The organism is Marinobacter orientalis, assembly GCF_004792665.1.
Taxonomy (GTDB): Bacteria; Pseudomonadota; Gammaproteobacteria; order Pseudomonadales; family Oleiphilaceae; genus Marinobacter; species Marinobacter orientalis.
Genome location: NZ_SRZX01000001.1, coordinates 361473 through 386282, shown reverse-complemented (window position 1 = coordinate 386282; position 24810 = coordinate 361473). Strand labels below are relative to the sequence as shown.

At 58.4% G+C, this 24810-nt stretch carries 23 protein-coding genes; 21 read left to right on the top strand and 2 right to left on the bottom strand.

Annotation, left to right across the window (positions count from 1 at the left end):
• Positions 1–6: 6 nt before the first annotated feature.
• Positions 7–1008 carry an ATP-grasp domain-containing protein gene (locus tag DIT72_RS01875; RefSeq protein ID WP_228260707.1) on the bottom strand — a complete coding sequence of 334 codons (1002 nt, stop codon included), beginning with the start codon at positions 1006–1008 and terminating at the stop codon, positions 7–9.
• A gap of 529 nt (positions 1009–1537) precedes the next feature.
• On the opposite strand from DIT72_RS01875, the gene DIT72_RS01870 reads away from it, so the two are divergent.
• The 5 genes from DIT72_RS01870 to DIT72_RS01850 all read left to right on the top strand — a co-directional run bounded on the left by DIT72_RS01870 (position 1538) and on the right by DIT72_RS01850 (position 6599).
• The gene (locus DIT72_RS01870; RefSeq protein ID WP_135953500.1) at positions 1538–2608 is read left to right on the top strand and encodes a YncE family protein; all 1071 of its coding nucleotides are present in this window, start codon (positions 1538–1540) and stop codon (positions 2606–2608) included.
• A gap of 590 nt (positions 2609–3198) precedes the next feature.
• On the top strand, positions 3199–3723 hold the full coding sequence (locus DIT72_RS01865) for a hypothetical protein (RefSeq protein WP_135953499.1): 525 nt from the start codon (positions 3199–3201) through the stop codon (positions 3721–3723).
• 79 nt (positions 3724–3802) lie between these two features.
• Positions 3803–5434 (top strand): BCCT family transporter, encoded by a 1632-nt coding sequence (locus DIT72_RS01860; protein ID WP_135953498.1) that lies wholly within the window; start codon positions 3803–3805, stop codon positions 5432–5434.
• Positions 5394–5855 (top strand): universal stress protein, encoded by a 462-nt coding sequence (locus DIT72_RS01855; RefSeq protein ID WP_135953497.1) that lies wholly within the window; start codon positions 5394–5396, stop codon positions 5853–5855. The genes DIT72_RS01860 and DIT72_RS01855 overlap by 41 nt, the downstream gene beginning before the upstream one ends.
• 27 nt (positions 5856–5882) lie before the next feature.
• Positions 5883–6599, top strand: a complete 717-nt coding sequence (locus DIT72_RS01850) for a glutathione S-transferase N-terminal domain-containing protein (RefSeq protein WP_206081041.1) — start codon at positions 5883–5885, stop codon at positions 6597–6599.
• Positions 6600–6678: 79 nt separating this feature from the next.
• Here DIT72_RS01850 and thpD read toward each other — a convergent pair whose 3' ends face one another.
• Positions 6679–7584 carry an ectoine hydroxylase gene (thpD, locus tag DIT72_RS01845; RefSeq protein ID WP_135953496.1) on the bottom strand — a complete coding sequence of 302 codons (906 nt, stop codon included), beginning with the start codon at positions 7582–7584 and terminating at the stop codon, positions 6679–6681.
• Positions 7585–7755: 171 nt separating this feature from the next.
• On the opposite strand from thpD, the gene DIT72_RS01840 reads away from it, so the two are divergent.
• The 16 genes from DIT72_RS01840 to DIT72_RS01760 all read left to right on the top strand — a co-directional run bounded on the left by DIT72_RS01840 (position 7756) and on the right by DIT72_RS01760 (position 24804).
• Positions 7756–9111, top strand: a complete 1356-nt coding sequence (locus DIT72_RS01840; protein WP_135953495.1) for an acetyl-CoA C-acetyltransferase — start codon at positions 7756–7758, stop codon at positions 9109–9111.
• A 48-nt stretch (positions 9112–9159) separates the two neighbouring features.
• Complete coding sequence (locus tag DIT72_RS01835) at positions 9160–11268, top strand: 3-hydroxyacyl-CoA dehydrogenase NAD-binding domain-containing protein (RefSeq protein WP_135953494.1); 2109 nt, start codon at positions 9160–9162, stop codon at positions 11266–11268.
• A 42-nt stretch (positions 11269–11310) separates the two neighbouring features.
• Positions 11311–13329, top strand: a complete 2019-nt coding sequence (gene ftsH, locus DIT72_RS01830; RefSeq protein ID WP_206081040.1) for an ATP-dependent zinc metalloprotease FtsH — start codon at positions 11311–11313, stop codon at positions 13327–13329.
• A 9-nt stretch (positions 13330–13338) separates the two neighbouring features.
• On the top strand, positions 13339–14193 hold the full coding sequence (locus tag DIT72_RS01825) for a YihY/virulence factor BrkB family protein (protein ID WP_135953493.1): 855 nt from the start codon (positions 13339–13341) through the stop codon (positions 14191–14193).
• Positions 14194–14253: 60 nt separating this feature from the next.
• Positions 14254–15375: a CapA family protein gene (locus DIT72_RS01820; RefSeq protein WP_135953492.1), complete on the top strand. Its 1122-nt coding sequence runs from the start codon at positions 14254–14256 to the stop codon at positions 15373–15375.
• A gap of 96 nt (positions 15376–15471) precedes the next feature.
• Positions 15472–16032 (top strand): flavin reductase family protein, encoded by a 561-nt coding sequence (locus DIT72_RS01815; RefSeq protein ID WP_135953491.1) that lies wholly within the window; start codon positions 15472–15474, stop codon positions 16030–16032.
• A gap of 54 nt (positions 16033–16086) precedes the next feature.
• Positions 16087–16587, top strand: coding sequence for a Na+/H+ antiporter subunit E (locus tag DIT72_RS01810; RefSeq protein WP_135953490.1), 501 nt, complete (start codon positions 16087–16089; stop codon positions 16585–16587).
• Positions 16584–16895 (top strand): monovalent cation/H+ antiporter complex subunit F, encoded by a 312-nt coding sequence (locus tag DIT72_RS01805; RefSeq protein ID WP_135953489.1) that lies wholly within the window; start codon positions 16584–16586, stop codon positions 16893–16895. Before DIT72_RS01810 ends, DIT72_RS01805 begins: the two co-directional genes overlap by 4 nt.
• Complete coding sequence (locus tag DIT72_RS01800) at positions 16892–17212, top strand: cation:proton antiporter (RefSeq protein WP_135953488.1); 321 nt, start codon at positions 16892–16894, stop codon at positions 17210–17212. Before DIT72_RS01805 ends, DIT72_RS01800 begins: the two co-directional genes overlap by 4 nt.
• Positions 17205–17480 carry a Na(+)/H(+) antiporter subunit B gene (locus DIT72_RS01795; protein WP_135953487.1) on the top strand — a complete coding sequence of 92 codons (276 nt, stop codon included), beginning with the start codon at positions 17205–17207 and terminating at the stop codon, positions 17478–17480. The genes DIT72_RS01800 and DIT72_RS01795 overlap by 8 nt, the downstream gene beginning before the upstream one ends.
• Positions 17477–18178, top strand: coding sequence for a Na(+)/H(+) antiporter subunit B (locus DIT72_RS01790; RefSeq protein WP_135953486.1), 702 nt, complete (start codon positions 17477–17479; stop codon positions 18176–18178). Before DIT72_RS01795 ends, DIT72_RS01790 begins: the two co-directional genes overlap by 4 nt.
• Positions 18175–18495 carry an NADH-quinone oxidoreductase subunit K gene (locus DIT72_RS01785; RefSeq protein WP_135953485.1) on the top strand — a complete coding sequence of 107 codons (321 nt, stop codon included), beginning with the start codon at positions 18175–18177 and terminating at the stop codon, positions 18493–18495. The genes DIT72_RS01790 and DIT72_RS01785 overlap by 4 nt, the downstream gene beginning before the upstream one ends.
• Positions 18492–19961, top strand: coding sequence for a complex I subunit 5 family protein (locus tag DIT72_RS01780; protein ID WP_206081039.1), 1470 nt, complete (start codon positions 18492–18494; stop codon positions 19959–19961). The genes DIT72_RS01785 and DIT72_RS01780 overlap by 4 nt, the downstream gene beginning before the upstream one ends.
• Complete coding sequence (locus tag DIT72_RS01775) at positions 19958–21454, top strand: complex I subunit 5 family protein (RefSeq protein WP_135953484.1); 1497 nt, start codon at positions 19958–19960, stop codon at positions 21452–21454. The genes DIT72_RS01780 and DIT72_RS01775 overlap by 4 nt, the downstream gene beginning before the upstream one ends.
• Positions 21451–22953: a complex I subunit 5 family protein gene (locus DIT72_RS01770; RefSeq protein ID WP_206081038.1), complete on the top strand. Its 1503-nt coding sequence runs from the start codon at positions 21451–21453 to the stop codon at positions 22951–22953. Before DIT72_RS01775 ends, DIT72_RS01770 begins: the two co-directional genes overlap by 4 nt.
• A gap of 162 nt (positions 22954–23115) precedes the next feature.
• Positions 23116–24804, top strand: a complete 1689-nt coding sequence (locus DIT72_RS01760) for an HAD family hydrolase (RefSeq protein ID WP_135953483.1) — start codon at positions 23116–23118, stop codon at positions 24802–24804.
• The last annotated feature ends 6 nt before the right edge of the window (positions 24805–24810 follow it).

Below are 24810 nucleotides of genomic sequence, written 5' to 3'. Positions count from 1 at the left end.
GCTGACCTAAACCTGAAAAATCGGGGCAAATCCGCCCCCAGGGGTGCGAAAGTTTGTGGTCTGCCCTTTGTAGATGCGGGCAGCGGTAAGCAGTGTGGTCCCATCGTAGGTGTACAGGCGAATATCGACCTTTCCGGTCGTCACGGTATCGTCAATTTTGAGGCCTCGCTCCCCCGGGGGGACCAAGTCCTGGGCAATATAATCGCCTTCAAGAATGTTTTCGAAAACACGCCTGGTCAGTTTATCACCCCGGTAGACACCCTTGCTGCCATGGCCGGAAACGGGTTTGAAGAAGAGTCCGCGGCGATCACGCCATAACTCGGTCTCGTCATCCCGGGAAACCAGCCTCGTTTTTGGAACAGCCCTTTCCAGTAGCTCCGCTTTCTCCGTATCCAGACCCCATTCCCGCAAAGTCTGTGAGTCCGACAGGAGGGTCAGGTTCCGTTTGTCGGCCAGCACCGCATGTGCCCGGGGGTGCGGCGTCAACACGACTACGCCGTCGAGGTAGGCACGCCTTAACGCTTCATGATGTGGGGCCTCCAGTGCGAAATCCACCAGCCTGTTGTACACCATGTCAATGCGTTGCCCGCCGGCTCTAAGCTCACCATCGGCATACTCGAACTCGCTGGGATCAAGGACCAGGGTATCTATTCCCCGGGCCGATAGCAGTCGTTGGGCCAGGCGGAATTCCGGGAACATGAACTGACTCTCCGGAGCGTCATCCACAATGGCAAGTCGCTCGGGCATTGAGTCTGCACGCTGCCTTTGCCATTCCTGTTTGAACATGGCGAAGATAGCGTCGTCGAATTTGTCCAGCGCTGGGCTGGTTGCGGGTGGGTGGCAACATCGGCTTTGCGCACGGGCAAGCACAGCGTTAAGAAAAGCACCGCCGGCATTGGTGTTGATCTCGATCAGCTGAGGCCCTTCGGGCCCCAGGTGAAAGTCATAGCCCATAAGCGCCCCGGCAGGGCCGGGATCGAACTGTGCGATGTCTGGAGCCCATGACAAGACTTGTGTCAGGTAAGACGGGAGTTTACTTGCCGACTCGATCGCCTGAACGATTCTCTCCATTGTCAAAATGTCAGTCTCGGGAACAAAGACGGCTGTGTTTGAGAAGAACTGATCAAGCTCCGGGATTGCTGTCGAGGGGAAACCGATGCCAGCATCCGAAAATTGATCCCGAAGAGTTGACTTGAGGACGTCTTGGTCAAGGGTGATGCAGTAACAATGGCGATTGAGTCGGTCTGCCTTGGTATTGACTGTTTGCTGAATGTTTTTGGTTTCGTCGTGCATTCGGACACCAGTGTCAGGGAGTAACTTTAGCAATTGGCTGCAATCTGAATTTTGGTCTATAGCCGGGCGTCGGCTCTTGATACTGACCCACGTCAAATCGACGTATCGTTCGGAACGGTTTTCAGCTCTGTTTCAGGCTGGCATGTTCAACTCAGAGTGAAGCATTTTTATGTTGGCAAATGCGTAAACGTCGCTTCTCCGATGATAAATAATCATTCCGTCGTTCCGATCACAAGGTGAGCTTATGAAATGCGAGTTACGCAAGCAGTGGTTTGCAGGTCTTACCGCCGCGCTCTTGATGAGTCTACCACTGGCAGTGTCGGCGGGAAGTAGTCGCGCCTTTATTCCCATGGGGACGACAGATTCCATAGGTGTTATGGACCTGGAAAGCCATCGTCTGACGTCGACGATATCCGGCACGATTAACACCCATGGTTCCGCACTGACCCCGGATGGTCGCTACCTTATTGTGGGCAGTTTGACGGCCCATGACAATCAGGAACAGCCCGTTCGTCCGGAGGGCGTGACGGAAGACGAGCATGCTGCGCACCATGGGGCACAGGGCGGCACGGTTGCGAAACAGCCAGGTACGGGGCGTATCTACGTGGTGGATACCAGCACCTATGAAATTGACAGCGTGTTTGAAGTGCCGGGACCAGTGCATCACGTTCTGGTAACCACGGATGGCCGTTATGCGGTTTCCACACACCCCATGGGCGGCAGTATCAGTGTTGTTGACCTGGATTCCGGGGAAGTTGTTGAAGTCATAGCCACAGGCCCCTCTCCCAACTATATGGCGGTAACAGGCGACGGCCAGACGTTGTTCGTCAGCAATACCGGTAATGGCACGGTTAGCGAGGTGGATACCCGGAACTGGTTCGTCAAACGGAATGTCCGCATTGGCGGGGCACCCGAGCACATGGCGCTCGCCCCCGACGAGGATCATCTTTACATCAATGACGCTGCCGCCGGTGAAGCAGTTGCTCTCAAGCTTTCTGAAAGCGCTGTCACTGCACGTTACGAAATTGGGGAGGCACCTCATGGTCTGGGCCTGAGTGCTGATGGGCAGGTTCTTTTTGCGACCAGTCAGGGCGATGAAAGAATCGTTCGCATAGAGCTCCAGCCTGATTCCCGAACAAGTGTGCAACTGACACCGGCTCCCTACCACGTGGCAGTTTCTCCTGTGGATGGCCAGATACTGGTAACCAGTCGCGGAGAGGCAAAGCTCTGGGTACTGGATCCGGTTTCCCTTGCTACGGTAGATGAGATTCCACTGGACGGGATAGGTCATCAGATATCAATTGAGACCCAGTGACGTTGCGGGAAACGCGACACCAGGCCCGAAGATTACTGAGTAAGGACTTTGACGATGAGATTCTGGATAAGCGCTCTTCTTGTTTTTGCCATGCCGGCTTGAATTCGAAGTTCGCGGCGGCGCTATTCCAGTGTCGGTAGCCGACTACGGGAAGCGGGATCAGGTGGTCAAGCGTTTGACCTACGACCAGATCAAAACCATGGACGGGGCGCCGGATACCTACACGCTGGACGATGATGGATGCGGATAATCCCGGATCCCGCACGGTCATCCTGATTGAATCGATCGAATTCGATGTTCCTCTGGACGAGGCGTTTTTTTCGTTGCGCCGGTATGCGGGTGCGTCCTCTGATGATGACCGGAACCGCCATCTTTGGTGGCCTTATGTCTATAATGATTGGTACCGGCATTGGCTCCGAAGTTATGAGGCGAATTGCAGCACCGGTGGTCGGGGGATGATCAGCGCCGTAATTCCGGTGCCGTGATGCAGATCAATATCCGTTGATGTAATCTCAAGTTAATCTCGATTTTCAGTTCCGATTCAGTTTCATGGTCTTTACTGGGGATGATTTAAACGAAAGGAGGATCTCATGAACAGATTTAGCCGTTTAATCGCGTGTTCCGTTCTGGTAGCAGCGCCTACATTGGTTCTGGCGCAGGGGAATTCCGAGCAGATGCCCCGTGGTGGCATGATGAACCAGGAGCAGATGCAGCAAATGCAGGAAAACATGTCGCAAATGCAGGGCATGATGCAGGAAATGCGTAGCGCCACATCGGATGCCGAACGTCAGAAAATTCGCGAGAAGCACATGGAGTCCATGCAGGAACACATGGGCATGATGCGTGGCGGAATGATGGGCCAAGGCATGATGGGCCAGGGCCAGGGAATGATGGGCCAGGGTCAGGGAATGATGGGCGATGGTCAGCAGGGCATGATGAATAACCAGGGTAACAATCAGGGTAAAAAACAGTCTGGCAATGGCCAGGGAAATCGCTCTGATGGCGCCGGCATGAGTTCTGAGCAACGTCTGAACATGATGGAAAATCGCATGAACCAGATGCAGCTCATGATGGAGCAGATGCTGGAGCATCAGCGGCAACTGGACAAAAATTGATTTCAGTCCGCTGACAGGGCGGCTTATGTGCTAGCGTAAGGCCTTCGCTGTATCTTTTCAGAGAGGACCGGAGGCTCTTGTGCTGGAACGACTGCAACGCCAATTGGGGCTGCAGACAATACCCGGGGTGTTTTTCACCTCTGCCGGGGCGGCTGCGCTTTTCGTCGTCCTGGCAATCCCTTTTGATAAATATGTTGCTGACAGTTTTGGTCTGCTGACCGGGTGGGTAGCCCGCAACCTGGGCTGGTTCTACATCCTTGCGGTTACCTCACTACTGGTGTTTCTGCTTGGCCTGGCGGTGAGCCGCTACGGGAATATCCGTCTGGGAGCCGACGACAGCCGGCCTGATTATTCCAATCTGACCTGGTTCACCATGCTGTTTGCCGCCGGCATCGGTACCATCCTGATGTTCTGGGGCGTGGCAGAACCGGTTTCCCATTTTGCCTCGCCGCCGTTCGGCGATGTGCAGCCGAAATCGGAACAGGCTGCCAGTGATGCCATGACAGTGGCGCTCTATCACTTTGGCCTGCACACCTGGACTATCTTTGCCATGCCGGGTCTGGCAATCGGTTACTTTGCCTATCGGCACAATCTCCCCATGCGCATCAGCAGCCTGTTCTACCCTATCCTCGGGGAGCGCACCTTCGGGCCCTGGGGCTGGGCGGTCGATGTGATTGCCGTACTGGGGACCCTTTTTGGTGTGGCCACATCGCTCGGCCTGGGCGCCCTTCAACTGAACAGTGGCCTGAACTATCTCTTTGGTTTGCCTTCCACCGGCCCGGTTCAGGTCATGCTCATCACGATCATTACCTGTATTGCCGCGACATCCGTGGCCCTCGGCCTCAACAAGGGTGTGCGCAGGCTGTCTCAGTTCAACATCATATTGGCCATGGTCCTGCTCGCGTTTGTGCTTGCTGTCGGCCCAACCCTGTTTATTGCCGAGGGAATGGTCCAGAGTGCTGGTGATTATTTCGATGCCTTACCCTGGCTGGCGTTCTGGACAGAGACTTTCAGAGAAACTGACTGGCAACGGCAGTGGACCCTGTTCTACTGGGCATGGACCATTTCCTGGGCGCCCTATGTCGGAATTTTCATCGCCCGGATTTCCCGCGGACGGACCATACGCGAGTTCGTCGCCGGTGTTCTGTTCGCGCCCACCGCTTTCACTCTCGTGTGGTTTGGAATCTTCGGGTTGTCCGCCATCCAGGTGGAGATGAATGGCCAGATAGATCTGGCTGAGCAGGTGCGTGAGGATCCGTCCGTGGCCATTTTTGCGTTTCTGGAGGCCTTCCCGTTTGCCAAAGTAGCGTCGGCTCTGAGTGTGGTCATCATTGTTATTTTCTTTACCACATCCTCCGATTCTGCGTCCCTTGTGATTGATCTGCTGACCCGTCGGGATGATCAGCCCTCTCTGGTGCGCCAGCGCATTTTCTGGGCGGCAGCGCAGGGCATGATTGCCGCCACCCTGTTGCTGGCCGGCGGACTGGATGCCCTGCAGAACGTGATTACCTCCCTGGGCCTGCCTTTCTGCATTTTGCTGTTGTTTATGGCAGTGGCGCTGTTCAGGGCGCTGCGGGCGGATTATCGGGGCTACAATATGAATGAGCTTGTCCGGGGACGGGCTTTCCCGGAAGTGGAGGCTAACTCCGAAACCAATCAGGAGAACGAGTATGTATCGGAAAATGCTGATCGCCATCGACCCGGACGATGACGGCGAGGGCAAGCGTGCACTGGAGGCCGCTATGGACCTGCTGGACGAGGACGGTGAACTTCACCTTGCCAGTGCCTACAGCCCGGGCGGTGGTGGTTTTTTCCCCCATGTAACGGAAGAGGCGCCGGAGGAAAAAGAGAAGGAGGTCCGTGAGGTGCTGGACCTTCTGGCGCGGAAATATCTGCCGCTGAACCGCGGTGCAAGCTTGCACGTGGTGGCAGGTAACGCTGGCGAAAAACTGGTGGGTCTTGCGGGCCAATTGTGTGCCGACCTGCTGATGCTGGTATCCCGTGGTAGTAGTGGGCGCTGGTCCATGCGCCGGGCAACCGTGGAGTATGTCTCGGTGAATGCCCCGTGTCCGGTTCTGGTGCTGCCGTCCCTGAAAAAGTGCGGGGCGGAGACAGAGGAAGAAGAGAGCTGAATACCAATTGAAAAGGAGGACGCACTCATGATGCTTGACCTGTACACATGGAGTACCCCGAACGGCCGAAAGGCATCCATAATGCTGGAGGAAACCGGCCTCCCTTATCGTGTGACTGCAGTTGATATCAGCAAGGGTGAGCAACACGACCCGGAATTCCGGAGAATCAGCCCGAACGGCAAGATCCCGGCGCTGGTGGATCATGACGCCGAGGGTGCTGACGGTCAGCCACGACGGATTTTTGAGTCGGGCAATATCCTGATCTACCTCGCCGAGAAAACAGGTAGTCTGCTGCCGGAGTCCGGTGAAGCCCGCACCGAGGTGCTGGGCTGGCTGTTTTTCCAGGTGGGACACCTCGGGCCAATGGTGGGGCAGTGGCACTGGTTCAAGGATGCCGCGCCTGTTGAGAGCGACATTGCCATCAAACGATACCGGGAAGAGTCATTGCGTTTGCTGGAAGTGATGAACGGACGCCTTGGCGTAACGCCGTATCTTGGCGGATCCGACTACAGCATCGCCGATGTCGCCAGCTATGCCTGGGCCAGAACTGCGGTTGATGAACTGGCCAGTGAAGATGCTGAGTCCGTCGCCGGCCTGAAGCCGTTGCTTGACTGGTTAAAACGGGTCGGAGACCGGCCAGCGGTTCAGCGGGGTATGGAGATCCCCACTGATGAGCAGAAGCAGGACGCAGCCCAGCGGGCGCCGCTCAAAGGGCCGGCAGGAGGCGGCAGCGTTCTGCCCTGAACCGGCGAGGGGAGGTGGCACCGTGCCACGCTCCCTTTTTTACCCGAAAACCAGGTTCAGGTCTCAGCCTGCAAGGTGATCACACCGGTTTGAGTGGGGCCCAATTCTTCCGGTTGGCCAGAAATTCCGGCCGCGGTCTGTTGCCACAGAATGGCGCCCCCGGGGTGTTGTGAACGCTGTTATAGACGAAGAACAGGTTGCTGCGCGGCCAGCACGACATGTTGGCATTGGAGGCATGCAGAGTATTGCATTCGAAAATGATCAAAGAACCCGGTGGGCCTTTCGGTGCTTCGATGGAATTTTTATTCATCAGCTGGGTAAGGCTCGCGGCATCAGGCACTCCAAGATTCTGGATCTTCAGTGATTCCTTGTAGTTGTCTTCCGGTGTCCTGCCAACACAGGGGATAAAGTATTTTTGCGAACCGGGAATCAGCATCAGCGGACCGTTGAACTCGTTGTTGTCGGTCATCACGATAGAGCAGCTCAGGCAGCGCATCCGCGGCATGCCGTCCTCACTGTGCCAGGTCTCGAAATCAGAATGCCAGTTGAAGCCCTTGCCCTTGAAGCCGGGCTTGTAATTGATGCGCGACTGGTGAATGTACACATCGCTGTCCAGTAACTGCTGGACGATCTTCAACAATTGCGGGTTTCTGGTCAGCCGGTCAAAACGTTCAGAAATCTCGTGGATCCCGAAGATAGACCGGATTTCCTGTTTGCCGGGCTCGAGAACAGTGCCTTCCGAGACTTTCAGGTCTTCATCTTCCTCGTACTCCTGGAGCTCCTGGACGAATTTCTCCATCTCCCCTTTGTCGAAAAACGAGTCGAAGAACAGGAAGCCGCGCTCATCAAATTCACGAACCTTTTCTTCCGATAACGGACCGTCGCTCAGGCGTTCTTCCGGCGTGTGGACAACCGGATCAAGGCGTTCGAACATGCCCAGCTTACGTTCCAGTCGGGTTGGAAATAGATCTTGTGCGCGAATCATAAGTTGCCTCCTTTTTTCAACATAGAGGCTTATACTTTGTTTCACGGGTCGGATTTTTCAACCCGCTGGCCCGATTTGCCCTTGAAACCCTGACGAAAGAGGCCAGAGTTATATAGATAAGTTGCGGTTCGGGCATGCAGAGCGCCCGGCAAGGCCTACGGAGGGATCTCAATGGCACAGCACCAGGAAAAGAACAACCAGGAAAACAAAACAGACAGCAATTCCAGCGCTCGAAAGCAGAGCCATCCGCGCAAGGTTTATCTTGTTGACGGAGCTCGGACACCCTTTCTGAAAGCCAGGGGCCGTCCAGGTCCGTTCTCACCGGTAGATTTCGCTGTCCAGTGCGGACGGCCTTTACTGCTTCGCCAGCCGATGCCGGCGGACGCCTTCGATCAGGTGATTCTGGGATGCGTGAATGTCGTGCCGTCGGAAATGAACCCGGCACGCATTGCCGCCCTGCGTCTTGGCATGGGCGAGACCATGCCGGCGTTTACTGTCCAGATCAACTGTGGCTCGGGCATGCAATCCATCGATACCGCCTTTAAATACATTCGTGATGGCGACAGCGACCTGATCCTGGCCGGCGGCACAGAAGCCCTCAGCCATGCCCCCATGGTTCTTCAGACCGGGGCGGTGGAGTGGCTGGCAGGCCTGAATGCCGCTTCCTCTCCCCAGGATTATGCGCGCCAGCTCGGCCAGTTCAGCCCGAAGGACTTCAAGCCGGAAATCAGCCTGGCAAAGGGGCTCACCGATCCCATTGTCGGCTTGAGTATGGGGCAGACCGCCGAAGTACTGGCCCAGCAGTTCAACATTACCCGGCAGCAGGCCGACGAGTATGCCGTGTCGAGCCACCAGCGCCTTGCCCGGGCGCAGGAAGAAGGTTGGCTGGATGACGAGGTCGAACCCGCCATATCGCCGGAGGGGGAATTGTTCAGGCACGACGACGGCGTGCGTGCCGACACATCCACCGAGGCTCTTGGCAAGCTCAAGGCGGCTTTTGAGCCGCCGTTCGGGCAGGTGACCCCCGGTAACAGTTCACAGGTTACTGACGGAGCCTCGTGGCTGATACTGGCATCCGAGGAGGCGGTAGAAAAATACGGACTCAAACCCAGGGCCGTTCTGGTTGACAGTGAGTGGGCGGCCCTGGACCCCAGGATCATGGGGCTTGGCCCGGTGCTCAGCTCTACCGCGTTGCTGAAACGACACAATGCAGGCCTTAACGATATTGACCTGTGGGAAATCAATGAAGCATTTGCAGCCCAGGTGCTGGCCTGCACCAAAGCCTGGGATGACCCGGAATTCTGCAGGGTGGCCCTGGGGCTGGACAAGCCCATGGGCAAACTCGATCCCGAGCGCCTGAATATTGATGGCGGTGCCGTGGCCATCGGTCACCCGGTTGGCACCAGCGGCAACCGGATAGTCCTGCACCTGATGAATGCCCTGCACCGCAAGGGTGTCAGGCGGGGCATTGCCACCGAATGTATTGGTGGCGGCCAGTCCGGAGCCATGCTGATCGAGGCAGTGTAACGCCCGTCACAGCAGCCACGCTTTAGCCACAAGATGCAGGAGGCAACAATGACAGGTCATATTATGAAAGCCCTGAGCGCCCGTGAGATGGCCCGGGGGCCGTTTGAGGGTGCAGATAAAACAGGACAGGCGGGAAACTGGCAGCACTGGCACCTTGATCGGGACGAAAAAGATGTTGCCTGGCTGATCTTCGACAAGAAGGATGCCGGAGCCAACGTTCTCTCCGCCGGCGTGCTTGAAGAGCTCGGCAGGATTGTGGATGAGCTTGAGAGCAAGCCACCAAAAGGACTGGTGTTGCGCTCTTTCAAGCCCACAGGTTTTTGCCTCGGAGCGGATATTTCGGAGTTCTCTGAGCTCAAGTCGGAAACAGAGCTGGTGGACAGGCTTACCGAGGCCCATGAGGTGGTTGACCGGTTTGAGGCGTTGTCATTTCCCACCATCGCCGTTATCCATGGCTCATGCCTCGGAGGCGGCCTAGAACTTGCCCTGGCGTGTGATTACCGGTTTGCCATTTCCGGCGCCAGGCTGGGCTTCCCCGAGGTGCAACTGGGCCTGCATCCGGGCCTGGGTGGCACCGCCCGTTTTACAGAGTTGGCGGATCCGATTGAAGCGATGACCATGATGCTGACCGGCAAGACCGTCCCTGATTTCAAGGCAAAGAAACTGGGGCTGGCGGATCAGGTGCTGGAGGAACGTCATGTTGCTGCAGCTGTCGACGCCGCGATTGCGGGCGATATCGAACAGAGCGGCAGCGGCATCCGTGGCCGCGTGCTTACCACCAGACCGGCGCGGCAACTGGAAGCGCGCCAGATGCGTTCACAGGCGGCCAAGAAAGCGCCCCCTCAGCATTATCCCGCCCCCGAGGCATTGATCGAATTGTGGGAACAGTACGGCGGTGACTCCGGCCCAGCCATGCGCAAGAAGGAAATCGCCTCATTTGCCAGGCTGATGACGACCGACACCTCCCGTAATCTGGTCAAAGTGTTCTTCCTGCGTGAAAAATTGAAAGGCCTGACCCGCACCGGGGCCGCATCGGTCAAGCATGTGCACGTGGTGGGTGCCGGTGAGATGGGGGCCGACATTGCCGGCTGGTGCGCCTTCCAGGGGCTGAGTGTGACGCTCTTTGATATGGAGGCGGACAAGCTGGCGGATGCAGTCAGGAAACTGGCCGAGCTGTGCGAAAAGAAACACCGGTCGGACTCCCAGCGCCGGGACATCCTGGATCGTCTGACACCGGATTTTGCCAACCGGGGTGTTGAACGGGCCGACCTGGTGATCGAGGCAGTGCCCGAGAAGGTGGATATCAAGCAGAAGGTCTACGAAGACGTGGAGCCGAGGATGAAGCAGGGCGCCATTCTGGCCACAAACACCTCCAGTATTCCTCTGGAAACCCTGGGCGAGAAACTCGGTGATCCGGAACGTCTGGTTGGGTTGCACTTCTTTAACCCGGTTGCGCTGATGCCTCTGGTTGAAGTTGTCAACCACGACAAGGCGGATAAAAAAGTACTGGATCGGGCCCATGCCTTTGTTGGCCAGATTGACAGATTGCCGGCACCGGTTGAAACCGCACCCGGTTTCCTGGTGAATCGTGCGCTGACGCCTTACCTGGTGGAAGCCATGATCATGCTGGATGAAGGGGTTGCCGCTGAAAGCATCGACCGGGTGGCGGAAGATTTCGGCATGCCCATGGGGCCGATAGAGCTGGCTGACCAGGTTGGCCTGGATATTTGCCTGAGTGTGGCAGACATGCTGCGTGAGCGGCTGGATACCGATATGCCACCCGTGCCGGACTGGCTCAAACAGAAGGTCGAGGATGGCAAGCTGGGCAAGAAATCCGGAGAAGGCCTGTACCAGTGGAAAAAAGGCAAAGCCGACAAGCAGGACAAGACGGAAGCAGCTCCGGAGGGGACTCTCGACCGGTTACTGTTACCGATGCTGAATGCCTGCATGGCCTGCCTGCGCGAGGGCGTGATCGGGGACGAGGCCCTGGTGGATGGCGCCATGATCTTCGGTACCGGTTTTGCGCCCTTCCGTGGCGGCCCCATGAATTACGCCCATAAGCGGGGCTTTGACGATATCCGGAAATCACTGGAAACCCTGGCAGACAAGCACGGCGACCGGTTCAAGCCAGATCAGGGCTGGTCGGATAGAAGCTGATCCGGGTAATGGTAACGAGTATTCATAACTGAGGAATCTTTCATGTCAGATGACGCCAAGCGATTCGATCGGAAAAACGATCAGAAGCGAGAGGATCAGCGTCAGCGTAACCCCCTTGATCCGATGAATGAGGCAGGACAGAAGAACGAACCCCCCCAGTGGGCCCGGGTACTCAATTTTCTGTTACTGGCCTTTGTGATTTTCTATGCCATTCAACTGGTATCGCAATCGGGTTCCCAGGAGCTGAGCTACAACGAGTTCAAGGACAGGGTAACGTCCGGGAAAGTCTCTGAAGTAACCATCGAGGGGCATCAGGTCACGGGAATGCTGGAGGACGCAGGAGGCTCGGATGACCCCTCGGGCCGGCAAATGTTCCGCACCTATATTCCCGAGGTTGGTGAGACCCGGATAGTGGACCTGCTGGAGGAGAATGGCGTCACCATCAGGGCCGAGGAGTCCGGTCCGGATATATTGTCCCGGCTGTTGGTCAGCTTCCTGCCCTGGCTGATTCTTATCGGCCTGATGGTTTTCTTCTGGCAGCGGATGCAGCGTCAGATGGGGGGCGGGCAGCAGGCCGGAGGCATGTTCAATATGGGCAAGTCCAAAGCCAAGCGCTTTAGCAGGGATGAGCCCGGCAAAACCTTCAAGGATATTGCCGGTTCGGACAATGCCAAGAAGGATCTGACCGAGATTGTTGACTATCTGAAACATCCTGAGTTTTATCAGCGCCTTGGCGCCAAACTGCCGCGGGGGCTGTTGATGGTAGGGCCGCCCGGCACCGGGAAAACCCTGATGGCACGGGCGGTGGCCGGTGAAGCGGATGTTCCCTTTTTCTCCATTTCCGGTTCCGAGTTTATCGAGATGTTCGTGGGTGTAGGCGCATCCCGTGTACGTAATATGTTTGAGGAAGCCCGCAAGGAATCGCCTTCCATCATCTTCATTGATGAGCTGGATGCCATCGGCCGGTCGCGGGGAGCGGGTGTTGGTGGCGGCCATGATGAGCGTGAGCAGACCCTGAACCAGATCCTCTCCGAGATGGATGGCTTCTCCCCCCACGAAACCGTGGTAGTGATTGCCGCTACCAACCGTCCCGATGTTCTGGACCCGGCCCTGCTGCGCCCCGGTCGTTTTGATCGCAAGGTAACCCTTGATCGTCCCCACAAGCAGGCACGTGAAAAAATACTGGAAATTCATACCAAGGCCATGCCCCTCGCGGATGATGTGGACCTGGCAGCGGTGGCACGCAGGACGGTGGGGTTTTCCGGCGCCGATCTGGAAAACCTTGCCAATGAGGCTGCTCTGTTCGCTGGCCGTGATGACAGCAAGGTGGTTCGCATGAAGCACTTTGACATGGCGCGGGATAAGGTACTGATGGGGGCCAAACGGGAGCAGAATCTCAGTGACGAGGAGAAGAAGGTGATTGCCTTCCATGAATCCGGTCACGCACTGACGGCGCTGTTGTTCCCCAAGGCAGATCCCCTGGAGAAGGTCACCATTATCCCCCGTGGCCGTGCTCTGGGCCTGACCGAACAGGCGCCGGATGAAGACCGCCTGAACATGACGGCCAGTTATGCACGGGACCGGATTGCCGTCATGCTGGGTGGTCGGGCGTCTGAACAGTTGATCTTCAATGAGGTGAGCAGTGGTGCCGAAAACGACATCGAACAGGCCACCAAACTGGCTCGCCGGATGGTGTCCCGCTGGGGCATGAGTCAGGTTATCGGGCCCATGTCGGTGAGCTCGAGCCAGGAGGAAGTGTTCCTGGGCCATGAGATCTCCCGCGAGCGTGAGTACAGCGAAGCGACGGCCGAGAAGATTGACGACGAGGTCAGGAAGCTCATCACCGATATTGAAAAAGAGGTGAACAAACGGCTGGAAGAGAACCGCAATCGGCTGGAACGGTTGGCCAATACACTGTTCGAGGAAGAAACCCTTGAGGCCAGCGAGATCGCCTCATTGCTGGAGATCAAGCTCGGTGATGAAGGCAAAGGCCAAGGCAACGACCAAGGCAACGACGAAGACAGGAAGGAAAAAAAGAATAAAGACAGCGCAGAGAGCTAAGCCGGGGCCATGACTGACAAGACGGCAAGTAGCGTTTCCCCGGCTGTATTCATGCGGCGACTCTGGCTGTTTTCCCGCCGCGTGTTGGGCAACTTTTTGCGCAACCGGGGAATTCTGCTGGCAGGTGGCGTCGGTTACAACGTGCTGTTGTCAGCAGTGCCCCTGCTGGCGCTGCTCGGGGTTCTGCTGACCAGGGTGGTGGAAGAGGAGCAACTGCTGGAGGTCATGGCAATCCAGGCCCAGCACTTCGCACCTGCCCACGCTGATGTATGGCTGGATGCGGTGCGCGCCTTCATGGAATCGCGAGATATCATCGGCATTGCAGGTATTCCGGTGCTGCTGTTCTTCAGCTCGTTTGCGTTCCGGATGCTGGAAGATTCGATCGCCATTATCTTCCACCGTTCCGACAATCCTCGGCGCAGTTTCTGGCTTTCAGCCGTACTACCCTATGCGTTCATGCTGGTGCTGGGTGCCGGCCTGCTTACCCTGACCCTGCTGTTTGCTTTCATCAATACGCTTTACGAGGAGCCGGGGGTTATCCTTTACCTGCTCAGCTTTGTCAGCGTCTTTATCATGTTCAGCGCCATCTACAAGGTGTTGCCCATCTCTCACATATCGCCACGCAGGGCAGTGGTCGGAGGGCTGGTAGCCGCCATCCTGTGGGAGGCGACGCGGCTGATCATGATGTACTACTTTCTTAATATCTCATTCGTCAATGTGATCTACGGGTCACTGGCAACCATTATTGTCCTGCTGATCAGCCTGGAGGTGGGCTCCGTCATCCTTTTGCTGGGGGCCCAGGTTATTGCAGAGCTGGAGCGCAGCGAGCGGGCCACGGTGCCATGGTATGTCAACCCGGACTGACGGATGCCGTTGTGGTACTGATGCCTGTTTCAGAATGCAACGAGAGAAGGAGGCGCCGTCATGACCAACAGACAGCAAACTACCACCCTTTTCCTGTGTGGCGATGTAATGACCGGCCGTGGCATCGACCAGGTGCAGGCCAATCCCTGTTCCCCCGAGCTCTACGAACCCTGGGTCAAGAATGCCCGTGACTATGTGGCCCTGGCCGAAATTCACAGCGGGCCTGTTCAGCAACCGGTCAGCAATCGTTATATCTGGGGCGACGCCCTGGATGAGCTGGACGGTCGTCAGCCAGACCTGCGTTTTATCAACCTCGAAACCAGTATCACCACCAGCCAGACGCCCTGGCCGGGCAAGGGTATTCACTACCGGATGCACCCGGACAACATCGGTTGCCTGGAGGCCGCCCGGCCCGACGGTTGCAGCCTTGCCAACAACCATGTGCTGGATTGGGACCTTGACGGCCTCGATAGCACTCTGGAAGCCCTGACCGGGGCGGGTATCATCCCTGTTGGTGCCGGCAAAAATGAAACGGAGGCCGCCCGGCCCGGCGTATTTTCCCTGACAGGTGGCCAGCGTATTCTGGTGTTCGCCTGCTGTCTTGAGAGTAGCGGCGTGCCTGAAAACTGGGCAGCCACATCAAGCCATGGCGGAGTCTATCGCTTGCCGGACCTGTCAGGACGGTCGGTGGACAGCCTTGCAAACCGGATTCGCGCGGCCCGCAAACCCGGCGACCTTGTCATGCTGTCCATCCACTGGGGAGGCAACTGGGGCTATCGGATCGAGCCCGAACAGCAGCTGTTCGCCCATTCGCTGATCGAAAAAGCCGGCGTTGACCTGATCCATGGCCACTCCTCCCATCATCCCCGTGGCATCGAGGTCTACCAGGGCAAGCTGATTCTCTACGGCTGCGGTGACTTCCTCAATGATTATGAAGGCATTGGTGGCGATGAGGACTACAGGGGCGACCTTACGCTGATGTATTTTCCCGTGGTGTCCCGCCAGACCGGTAAGCTTCAGTCCCTGAGCATGGTGGCCATGCAGCTGGGGCGGCTGCAACTGCACCATGCAGAGGAGCAGGATCGCCAGTGGCTGGCGACAACCCTTAGCCGGGTTGGTCAGGATCTGGGCACCCATTGCACAGTTGATGGCGGTGGTGACCTGGTGCTGGGTTGGAAGTAAGGCTGCGGCATAGCCGGGAGCTGGATTATGTCTTGCAGCGACAAGCACCGGTCAGCTAGGGTCTTAATAAAGATTTCGTCCTGCAGGAGGCAGACGATGACATCATCAACCCCGAAAAAATCTGTTCCCCTCGATAAGGTACGGCGTTACCTTGAGCCAGGGCCTATCGTACTGGTTTCCTCAGCCTGGGAGGGACAGCGCAATATCATGACCATGGGGTGGCACACGGTCATGGCTTTTTCACCTTCGCTGCTGGGATGTGTTATTGCCGCCGGCAACCACAGTTTTGACATGGTTCGCCGTAGTGGCGAGTGTGTGATCAACCTTCCGACAACGGAGTTGACCGACCAGGTGATCGGGATTGGTAACAGCAGTGGCGCCGAGATCGACAAGTTCGAGGAGTTTGGTCTCTCTGCCGGCGCGGCAAAGGAAGTGTCGGCTCCGCTAATCCATGAATGTTACGCCAATTTTGAGTGCCGGTTGGTGGATGACAGCCTGGTAGACCGGTATAACTTCTTTATATGGGAGGTGGTTAACGCCGAGGCCGCGACCTCGCCGGAATACCCTGAAACCCTGCATTACACCGGCGACGGTGTGTTTATGGTGGCCGGTGAGGTCATCAGCCGGCGTGAGCAGTTCCTGCCGCAGATGCTGTGAGCTTTTGGGAGGAGGCCGGGGGACCGGCTTGCTGCAAACCCACAGGGAGTGTTTATGGCTTTACTCAGAGCCTTTTGCGTACGTGCGGCTGCCTTCTTCCTCGTGTGGTGGGTGCTGACCGAAGGCGATTCATCCGGGCTGGGGGCGGGTGCAGTGATTGTGCTGATTGTGGCATGGTTTTCCTGCACGCTGTATCCGCCATCCAGCCATGCCCTCCGTCCGGTCGGGATGTTGGTTTTTACCGGATATTTTATCCTGCGCTCCGTCATCGCCGGCCTGGACGTTGTCCGCCGTCTGCTGTCGCCCTCCCTCCCGCTTAATCCGGGATATCTTCGGGTAAAGACCAGCCTGCCGGAAGGCGGTCCCCGCTGGCTTCTGGCCAATACCCTGTCACTAATGCCCGGCACTCTCAGTGTGCGCCTGCAGGGTACCAGCCTGGAACTTCATTGCCTTGACCTGGACCTGCCCATCGATCAAGACGTTCGCGCGGCCGAGAGGAAGGTCGCCGGGGTGTTTGGTTTGGGCGAAGCGGGCACAGAGGAAAGCGCCTCATGACACTGATGCTGAATGTGGTTGCGGTATTCCTGTTGGGGAACCTGCTGGTGGCGCTCGTGCGCATCTGGCGCGGGCCGCACGCTGCCGACCGCATGCTGGCCTCACAGCTGTTCGGGACCACGGGGGTGGCTCTGTTGCTGGTATTGGCCCAGGCCCAGGGTATGCCTTCACTCAGGGATGTGGCCCTCATTCTGGCCCTGTTGTCAGTGCTTGCGGTTGTGGCCTTTGTTACCCGGGTGGTGGGAATAGACCGTAGCACAGAGAAAACCCGGTCTGACCCGGCCAGACCTGAAAGTGAGCGCCCATGACTGAACCGGTCATCCTGGTTGCCCAGGTGGTGCTCATGGTGGTGGGGTGCCTGTTCTTCGGTGTTGGCACCCTTGGGCTATTCCGGTTTTCGGATACCCTGTGCCGCATCCATGCCCTGACCAAGATTGATAATCTGGGGCTCGGTTTTATTGTCCTCGCCCTGTTGCCCCTGGCCCCGTCAGTGACGGCGGGCCTCAAGGTGGTATTGATCTGGGTGGTGGCGCTGGCCGCCAGTGCTACCTCGGCGCACCTGGTTGCGCGGGCGGTCAGGTCCGGGCAAAGGGCGGATATCGAGAAGGGAAGCCGCGATGGTTGAGTGGTTGCTGGATGGCTTGCTGGTTCTGGCGCTGGTGGTGACAGCCGCGGCGGCGCTCTGGTCCGCGGAGCTGTTCCGGGCCGTGGTGGTGTTCATTGCCTTCGGGGTGCTGATGGCAGTGGCATGGGTCCGCTTGCGGGCACCGGATATTGCCCTGGCGGAGGCGGCTATCGGCGCCGGGCTTACCGGAGTGCTCTTGCTTGACGCTGTCAGCCACCTCGGCGGCAAGCGGCGCCGGGCGCACAAGCCGGGAGATGGCAGGCAATGATCCGGACTTTGCGAATCCTTGCGATTACTCTGGCCTGCGTTGCGTTCACGGGCATGCTGGCGACCAGCATCTGGACCATAGCCGGCAACTCTGACCCCGGGAACCTGCCGCAACTGCTCTCTGAAAACCTGGACCGCAGTGGTGTTGAACATCCGGTCACGGCAGTGCTGCTGAATTTCCGCAGTTATGACACCCTGCTTGAGATCGGCGTTCTGGTGATTGCCGGCATTGCCGGTATCTCGATGGCCAAAACCGCATCGCTGGAAGACCCGCAACTGCGTACAGCCGATTCACTGCTTTATGCCTTGCAGCGCTGGTTCGTGCCGTTGATGCTGGTGCTGGCGGGATATCTGTTGTGGGCCGGTGCCGATCGGCCAGGGGGAGCGTTCCAGGCCGGTGCGGTGCTTGCGGCCACCGGTGTGCTGTTGCGCCTTGGGGGTGTTCCCATGGAGTTTCTTCGCCCGGGCCTGCTGTTGCGACTGGGTCTGGCACTGGGCTTTACGGTGTTTCTGCTGGTAGCGGTGGCCAGTGCCATAGCGGGCGACGCCTTTCTGGCCTATCCGCCGGGGATGACCAAAACCCTGATTGTGGTTATCGAGTCGGTCCTGACCCTGTCCATTGCCATGGTGTTACTGGCGCTTTTTGTGTCTGCCCCGGTCAATGATGCTGAGGATCCCGAAGAGGGCTCCTCATCATGACGTCGTCACTGTTGTATGCACTGGCAGGAGCCATCCTGTGCGGTATCGGCCTGTTCGGGTTGCTGTGGTTGTCGCACCTGCTCCGCAAGCTGCTGGCCTTCAATATCATGGGGTCCGGGGTGTTTCTGGTGATGGTGGGGTTACCCCAGCACCAGGGCGGGCCGGATCCGGTGCCCCAGGCCCTGGTGCTTACCGGTATTGTGGTAGCAATCGCCGCCACTGCACTGGCCGTCGTGTTGATAAGGCGTTATTTCCATCTGTCCGGTATGACCGGTCTTGAAGATGAGCCTGCCTCCCCGGAAAGGGGCCCGGAATGACGCTGTGGTTGATGGCCGGATTGCTGTTCACTCCGCTGGCCTGGGCGGTGCTGACCCTGTTGACGGATTTCAGCCGGGGCCGGTTGGTTACCTGGGGCGGCATTCTGGTTCAGGTTCTGGTGTCACTGGGACTATGGCTGACGGTTGCCCGGGACGGGGGATTCCATTACGGCCTGGGCGGCTGGCAAGCACCGCTGGGTATCGAACTGCGCGTGGATGGGCTTGCGGTTACCTTCGTGCTGCTCACTGCTGTGGTGGCCAGTGCCTGCGGCCTCCACGCCGGCGTCTATATCGACCCTGACAAGCCCTGGCACCGGTATTTCTGGCCCCTGTTCTGGTTTCTCTGGTCCGGCCTTAACGTGGTCTGGCTTGGCGGGGATCTGTTCAACCTCTATGTCGGGCTGGAGTTAATCAGCCTCTCTGCTGTTGGTCTTGTGGCTCTGGGAGGCAAGGCCAACGCATTGCGTGCCTCACTCCGTTACCTGCTGGCGGCACTGTTGGGATCGCTGGTTTATCTGCTTGGCGTCGCTCTGATGTACGGTCAGTTCGGCACCCTGTCCATCGCCGGTGTGGTCAGCTGGCTCGGTGTCCATCCGGTGCCGGCAGGTTCCGGGCTGGCACTGGCGCTGATGGTCACGGGCCTGGCTTTGAAAACCGCGCTGTTTCCCCTTCACCGGTGGCTGCCACCGGCCCATGGCATCGCCAGATCTCCGGTCAGCGCGTTGTTGTCGGCACTGGTGGTCAAGGCATCTTTTTATATGGCGGCCAGGCTGTGGCTGGAACTGGGCGAGCCGCTGGGTAACCTGGCTGCGGCACAACTGGTTGGCCTGCTGGGTAGTGCGGCGGTGGTCTGGGGCAGCTGGCTGGCATGCCGCCAGCCACAGCTGAAACAGGTGGTGGCCTACTCTTCCGTGGCCCAGATCGGTTATCTGTTCCTGTTGTTCCCGCTGACGTACTCGGTGTCTGAATCTGTATCGTTACAGGCCCAGCAGGGTATTACTCTGCAGGTCATCAGTCATGCCCTGGCCAAGGCCGCGATGTTTCTTGCTGCCGGCAATCTGATCCTTTCCGCGGGCAGTAATCGCGTAGATGCGTTGACCGGTGTCAGCCGCTTCCTGCCGTTCTCGCTGTTCTCCTTTGGTCTGGCCGGGGTGTCGCTGATGAGCCTGCCACCGACCGGCGGGTTCGCAGCCAAGTGGCTGTTACTCCAGGCCAGCCTGGGCAGTGGTCAGTGGTGGTGGATACTGGTTATGTTAATCGGCGGCCTGCTCTCGGCGGCTTATGTGTTCCGCATTTACCGTGCCTCTTTCCTGGAGAGCGCGGGGCCGGACCGGTTCTACCATCCGGCCAGGAGCTTGGAGGTCATCCCGATGATTCTGGCTTTGCTGGCCCTGGGCCTGGGGCTGGCGTCAGATCAGGTGCTGTCGGTTATGGCGCTGCCGTTCGAAGAGGGGGGCTCGCCATGACATTGAATGCCTGGATACCGGTATTTGCCCTGATGACGTCACTGATTGCCTCGCTGGTGATCTTTGCCCTGCCTGAAAAGGGCTACCGGTTGCGGACGTGGGTGAACCTCGGCGCTGCTCTGGTGAAACTCAGCCTGGTGGTCGTCATGGTTTGGGGCGTGTTTCAGGGCGTGGAGTACGGGTTGAGCTTCACCATGGTGCCCGGCGTGACGTTTGTTCTTAAAGCCGATGCTCTGTCGATGATGTTTGCGGGGTTGTCGGCGGTGCTCTGGTTGCTGACCACCATCTATGCTGTCGGGTATCTTGAAGATTCGCCCAACCGCAGCCGTTTTTTCGGTTTTTTCAGCCTCTGCGTGGCCAGCACCATGGGCATCGCCCTGGCAGGCAACCTGTTCACTTTCTTCCTGTTCTACGAAATGCTGACGCTGTCCACCTATCCGCTGGTGGTGCACCGGGGTACCGAAAAGGCCCTGAGGGCGGGGCGGACTTATGTGATCTACACGCTTACCGGTGGTGCAGTGCTGCTGCTGGCGATTGCCTGGCTACACGGCGTGGCAGGTGACCTGCCCTTCCGTGAAGGTGGCCATTTCATGGATGCCGATCCCGACATTCACCGTTCGCTGATTCTCATATTCATCCTGCTCGTGGCCGGGCTGGGGGTAAAAGCCGCGATTTTTCCTCTGCATGGCTGGTTACCCCAGGCGATGGTGGCGCCAGCACCGGTCAGTGCGCTTCTGCACGCCGTGGCAGTGGTGAAAGCGGGGGCCTTCGGCATTGTGCGGGTGGTTTATGATATCTATGGCGTTGAGGCTTCCTCCGCGTTAGGTGTGCTGGAACCGCTGGCCTGGCTGGCCGCCTTCACCATTCTTTATGGCTCGTTCCGCGCGCTGTCGCAGACTGATCTCAAGCGCAGGCTGGCATTCTCCACGGTGAGCCAGGTGTCCTATATCATCCTCGGGATTTCTCTGTTCGGACCGGTTGCTGCCGCCGGCGGGCTGGTTCACCTGCTGCATCAGGGCATCATGAAAATCACCCTGTTCTTCTGTGCCGGCAACTACGCTGAAACACTGGGCATCCACCGCATTGATGAAATGGACGGTGCCGGGCGGCGTATGCCCGGAACTTCCGTGGCCTTTACCATCGGCGCTTTCGGCATGATTGGTGCGCCGCCGCTGGCCGGCTTTATCACCAAATGGACCATGGGTTCCGGAGCACTGGCGGCCAATATGGACTGGGTGATAGTGGTGCTGTTGTCAAGCAGCCTGCTCAATGCCGCCTATTTTCTGCCAGTCATGCACCGGCTGTGGTTCCGGGAGCCTGCCGGAAGCTGGCCCGAGGAACGCCACTGGGGACGCCTGGAAACCAGTGCCTGGCTGTTCTGGCCGCCGCTGCTGACGGCGGTAATGACGGTGATGGTCGGTGTACTGGCTTCGTTGCCGTTCAGCCCCCTGTCATGGGCTGAACTGATCGCACTACGGGAGTATTCGCCATGATGTCTCCTGCGTCGGTTCTGGCTCTGCTGGCGGTGGCTCTGCCGTTACTGTATCCGGCGATGGCTCTGAATGCGGGCTGGGTGAGGGCGATGCGCTTCGCGCTGCCGCTTTTGCCTTTGCCGGCTCTGGTACTGGCGGTTGGCGCCGATCCCGGCTGGCAACTGGAGCTGCCATGGTTGCTCAATGGGGGGCTGTGGGCGATGGATGAACTGCGCCGGCTGTTCCTGCTGCTGACGGCCGTGCTCTGGACCGTCGCCGGCATCTACGCCGCGGGTTACCTGAAGGCTCATCATCTGCGACGGTTCTGCGTGTTCTGGGGTCTGACCCTGGCGGGGAATCTGGGCCTGACGGTGGCTGTGGATATTGGCAGCTTCTACAGCCTCTTCGCATTGATGACCTTCGCCGGCTATGGCCTGGTGGTGCATGAGGGAACGGACGAGGCGACTCACGCCGGGCGGGTCTATCTGATAATGGCTGTGCTGGGGGAAATGGCGATTCTGGCAGGGTTGTTGTTGGCCTCTGTGGCCGCGGACAGTCAGATGCTTGCGGATCTGCCCAGGGCCATCGCTGGTTCGCCCCGCAGGGATCTGATCATTGCACTGCTGATAGCGGGTTTCGGTGTTAAAGCCGGTTTGCCGTTATTGCATTTCTGGCTGCCACTGGCCCACCCGGTGGCACCCACGCCGGCCAGTGCCGTACTTAGTGGCGCGATGATCAAGGCCGGGTTGCTGGGCTGGCTGGTTACACTGCCGTTTGGTGAAGCGGCCTTGCCGGGGTGGGGAGCTCTGATGATAGTAGCCGGGGCAGTGGGTGCAATCGGTGCTGCTGTTCTGGGCGTACGTCAACAACAACCGAAGACGGTACTGGCCTATTCCAGTATCAGCCAGATGGGATTGATCGTACTGATGGTGGGTGCCGCGATGGCGGATTCCGAACGCGCACCCGTCCTGTTTTCCATCATTGCCCTGTACGCTCTTCATCATGGCCTTGCCAAGGGCAGCCTGTTCCTGTCTGCGGGTATAACCTTGCCCTCGGGAGCCATGCGCAGGGCAGCTGTCTGGTTGCTCATTGCCTTGCCCGGCCTGTCGCTGGCCGGGCTGCCATTCACCAGCGGTGCGCTCGCCAAACTGGCGATGAAAGAAAGCCTGTTGGAAGAGAGGCTGGAGTTTGCCGTGGCCGGTTACCTGTCTCCTCTGATGGTTGCCGGGGCGGTGGCCACCCTGCTACTGGTACTGCGGTATTTGTGGACGCTTAACGGCAAGATCGAAACCGGCCGAAACCCGCCAATGCTGGTGACCGGTTGGCTGGCAAGTGTTGGCGTAAGCCTTGTCGCTTTCTGGTGGATGCCCTGGGAGGTTGAAGGGCTGGTCAAGTCACCGGAGTGGTTGCCGGCAGGATACCAGCTGTGGGCACTGGCATGGCCAATGCTGATCGCTGTTGCGCTGGCAGCGGTGGCGCTGCTGGCAAGCCGGCTGGTCAGACAACGCTCGCTGCAATAGCGCACATTGGCCCAGTCCCGCGCCCACTTCTTGCGCCAGAAGAAGGGGCATTCACAGACTATGCAGGTTTTTTCGGGTAAGTGGGGTTTTTGTGCATATGGTCCAAATAGGTTTTACTGACTATGAACATCTTTACGCTTTCCATGCCATGAGGGATTGTTGATGGCCCGATTCAGTGACGGGTTGCCTGCGCCATCGGTGCTGTTGTTCGACTGGCATGGCACCCTGGTGGACACCCACGATGCCATGTTCAGCGCCATGGAGGAGATGCTGCCGCAACTGGAGGATCTGGGGCTGGTGGACCGGCTGTTGCCTGAAGATAAATGCCGCACTGCGGACGATGCCCGCCTGGTGCGTTACATCCGGATTTTCCGGCGGCTACATCCGCGAATCCTTGCAGAGCGTCGCGTTTCCCGCACCGATATCTTCAACGCGATCTTCGGTGACGATAAAGAAGCCAGGCTTATCGCCCATGAGGCCTACAACAACTGCTACCGGAAGTATTTCGGAAAGGTGAGGCCCTTCCAGCAGGGCGCCTATGAATATCTCACGGCCCTGAAAGCAATGGGCATCCGGCTGGCGGTATCCACCAACCGCAACCGGGAGTTCCTGGACAGGGAGCTGAAAACGGTGGACGAGGGGAGGTGGCAGAACCTCTTTGATGTCACGGTCTGTGCCGATGACGTTACCGGGTACAAGCCTGATCCGGAAGTGATCGTCCGCGCCCTGGAGAAGCTGGCTCTCCCTGCAGACGGGCGCGCCTGGTACGTGGGCGACAGTTACGTGGACATGCTCACAGCCAACCGTGCCGGTGTTTCCGGAGTGTTTTACAACGGTGCCTGTTGGGAGTCGGAGCGGATTGACAGCTGGTTCAGCTATCGCGATGCGCCGGCGGCGATTCTCGACAGCTTTGAGGATCTGATCAACCTGCTGGCACTGCTGGAACGGCAGGAGCCCGACGCTTTCCGGGCAACCCCTGCGGAAGTCCGGCCACGACCATACCCTCGCCCGGAGCCACCACAGCCCCGTATTGAGCCTGACTGGCACCCGGCGGTAGTCAGCCTGATTCGCCCCTCGGTGGTGTTGTTCGACTGGCATGCCACGCTGGTGGACACGCTCGATGCCATGTACCACGCGGTGGATGACATGTTTCCGGAGTTCGAGGAACTGGGCCTGATCGATCGGATGCTGGCACCGGAAGACAGCAAAACCCCCGAGGACGCCCGCCTGGTGGCTTATGTTCGCGAATTTGCCAGGCTGCACCCTAAAGTCCGGGCGGATCGCAAGATTTCACGCACGGATATTTTTGAAGTGCTGTTCGGTGAAGACCAGGACGCGAAACAGATTGCCCACAAGTCGTTCAACCGCCACTATCGGGAACACTACGGCACGGTGAAGGCGTTCGAGCCCAAAGTGCGGGCGGTGCTTGAAGGTTTGCGCCGCATGGGCATCCAGGTGGGTGTCATTACCAATCGCGATCGCGAGTTTTTCGAGCACGAACTCGCAGCGGTGGACGATACCGGCTGGACCCACCTGTTCGATGTGGACGTTTGCGGTGATGATACGCCGTTGAGAAAGCCCCACCCGGACCAGCTTTATCTTGCAGTGCAAAAACTGGATTATCCGCCCGATCCCAGCGTCTGGTACGTGGGTGACAGCACCACAGATGTGATTGCCGCCAAGCGTGCGGGTATGACCGCCGTGTTCTTCAACGGCGCGCAATGGGATCTGCCCTGGCTGAACCGGATTTTTCCCGGCACCCACAAGCATCCGGACAAACCCGATGTGGTGGTCAATGACTTTTCGGAGTTCTGGGCGCTGGTGCTGGCCTGTGAGGTCGGGCCGCCGTGAGCACCC

What these genes read in the sequence shown, in the direction of transcription:
- DIT72_RS01870 (WP_135953500.1), top strand. Translation starts at nt 1,538, where the DNA reads ATGAAATGCGAGTTACGCAAGCAGTGGTTTGCAGGTCTTACCGCCGCG.
- DIT72_RS01865 (WP_135953499.1), top strand. Translation starts at nt 3,199, where the DNA reads ATGAACAGATTTAGCCGTTTAATCGCGTGTTCCGTTCTGGTAGCAGCG.
- DIT72_RS01855 (WP_135953497.1), top strand. Translation starts at nt 5,394, where the DNA reads ATGTATCGGAAAATGCTGATCGCCATCGACCCGGACGATGACGGCGAG.
- DIT72_RS01850 (WP_206081041.1), top strand. Translation starts at nt 5,883, where the DNA reads ATGATGCTTGACCTGTACACATGGAGTACCCCGAACGGCCGAAAGGCA.
- thpD (WP_135953496.1), bottom strand. Translation starts at nt 7,584, where the DNA reads ATGATTCGCGCACAAGATCTATTTCCAACCCGACTGGAACGTAAGCTG.
- DIT72_RS01840 (WP_135953495.1), top strand. Translation starts at nt 7,756, where the DNA reads ATGGCACAGCACCAGGAAAAGAACAACCAGGAAAACAAAACAGACAGC.
- DIT72_RS01835 (WP_135953494.1), top strand. Translation starts at nt 9,160, where the DNA reads ATGACAGGTCATATTATGAAAGCCCTGAGCGCCCGTGAGATGGCCCGG.
- ftsH (WP_206081040.1), top strand. Translation starts at nt 11,311, where the DNA reads ATGTCAGATGACGCCAAGCGATTCGATCGGAAAAACGATCAGAAGCGA.
- DIT72_RS01825 (WP_135953493.1), top strand. Translation starts at nt 13,339, where the DNA reads ATGACTGACAAGACGGCAAGTAGCGTTTCCCCGGCTGTATTCATGCGG.
- DIT72_RS01820 (WP_135953492.1), top strand. Translation starts at nt 14,254, where the DNA reads ATGACCAACAGACAGCAAACTACCACCCTTTTCCTGTGTGGCGATGTA.
- DIT72_RS01815 (WP_135953491.1), top strand. Translation starts at nt 15,472, where the DNA reads ATGACATCATCAACCCCGAAAAAATCTGTTCCCCTCGATAAGGTACGG.
- DIT72_RS01810 (WP_135953490.1), top strand. Translation starts at nt 16,087, where the DNA reads ATGGCTTTACTCAGAGCCTTTTGCGTACGTGCGGCTGCCTTCTTCCTC.
- DIT72_RS01805 (WP_135953489.1), top strand. Translation starts at nt 16,584, where the DNA reads ATGACACTGATGCTGAATGTGGTTGCGGTATTCCTGTTGGGGAACCTG.
- DIT72_RS01800 (WP_135953488.1), top strand. Translation starts at nt 16,892, where the DNA reads ATGACTGAACCGGTCATCCTGGTTGCCCAGGTGGTGCTCATGGTGGTG.
- DIT72_RS01795 (WP_135953487.1), top strand. Translation starts at nt 17,205, where the DNA reads ATGGTTGAGTGGTTGCTGGATGGCTTGCTGGTTCTGGCGCTGGTGGTG.
- DIT72_RS01790 (WP_135953486.1), top strand. Translation starts at nt 17,477, where the DNA reads ATGATCCGGACTTTGCGAATCCTTGCGATTACTCTGGCCTGCGTTGCG.
- DIT72_RS01785 (WP_135953485.1), top strand. Translation starts at nt 18,175, where the DNA reads ATGACGTCGTCACTGTTGTATGCACTGGCAGGAGCCATCCTGTGCGGT.
- DIT72_RS01780 (WP_206081039.1), top strand. Translation starts at nt 18,492, where the DNA reads ATGACGCTGTGGTTGATGGCCGGATTGCTGTTCACTCCGCTGGCCTGG.
- DIT72_RS01775 (WP_135953484.1), top strand. Translation starts at nt 19,958, where the DNA reads ATGACATTGAATGCCTGGATACCGGTATTTGCCCTGATGACGTCACTG.
- DIT72_RS01770 (WP_206081038.1), top strand. Translation starts at nt 21,451, where the DNA reads ATGATGTCTCCTGCGTCGGTTCTGGCTCTGCTGGCGGTGGCTCTGCCG.
- DIT72_RS01760 (WP_135953483.1), top strand. Translation starts at nt 23,116, where the DNA reads ATGGCCCGATTCAGTGACGGGTTGCCTGCGCCATCGGTGCTGTTGTTC.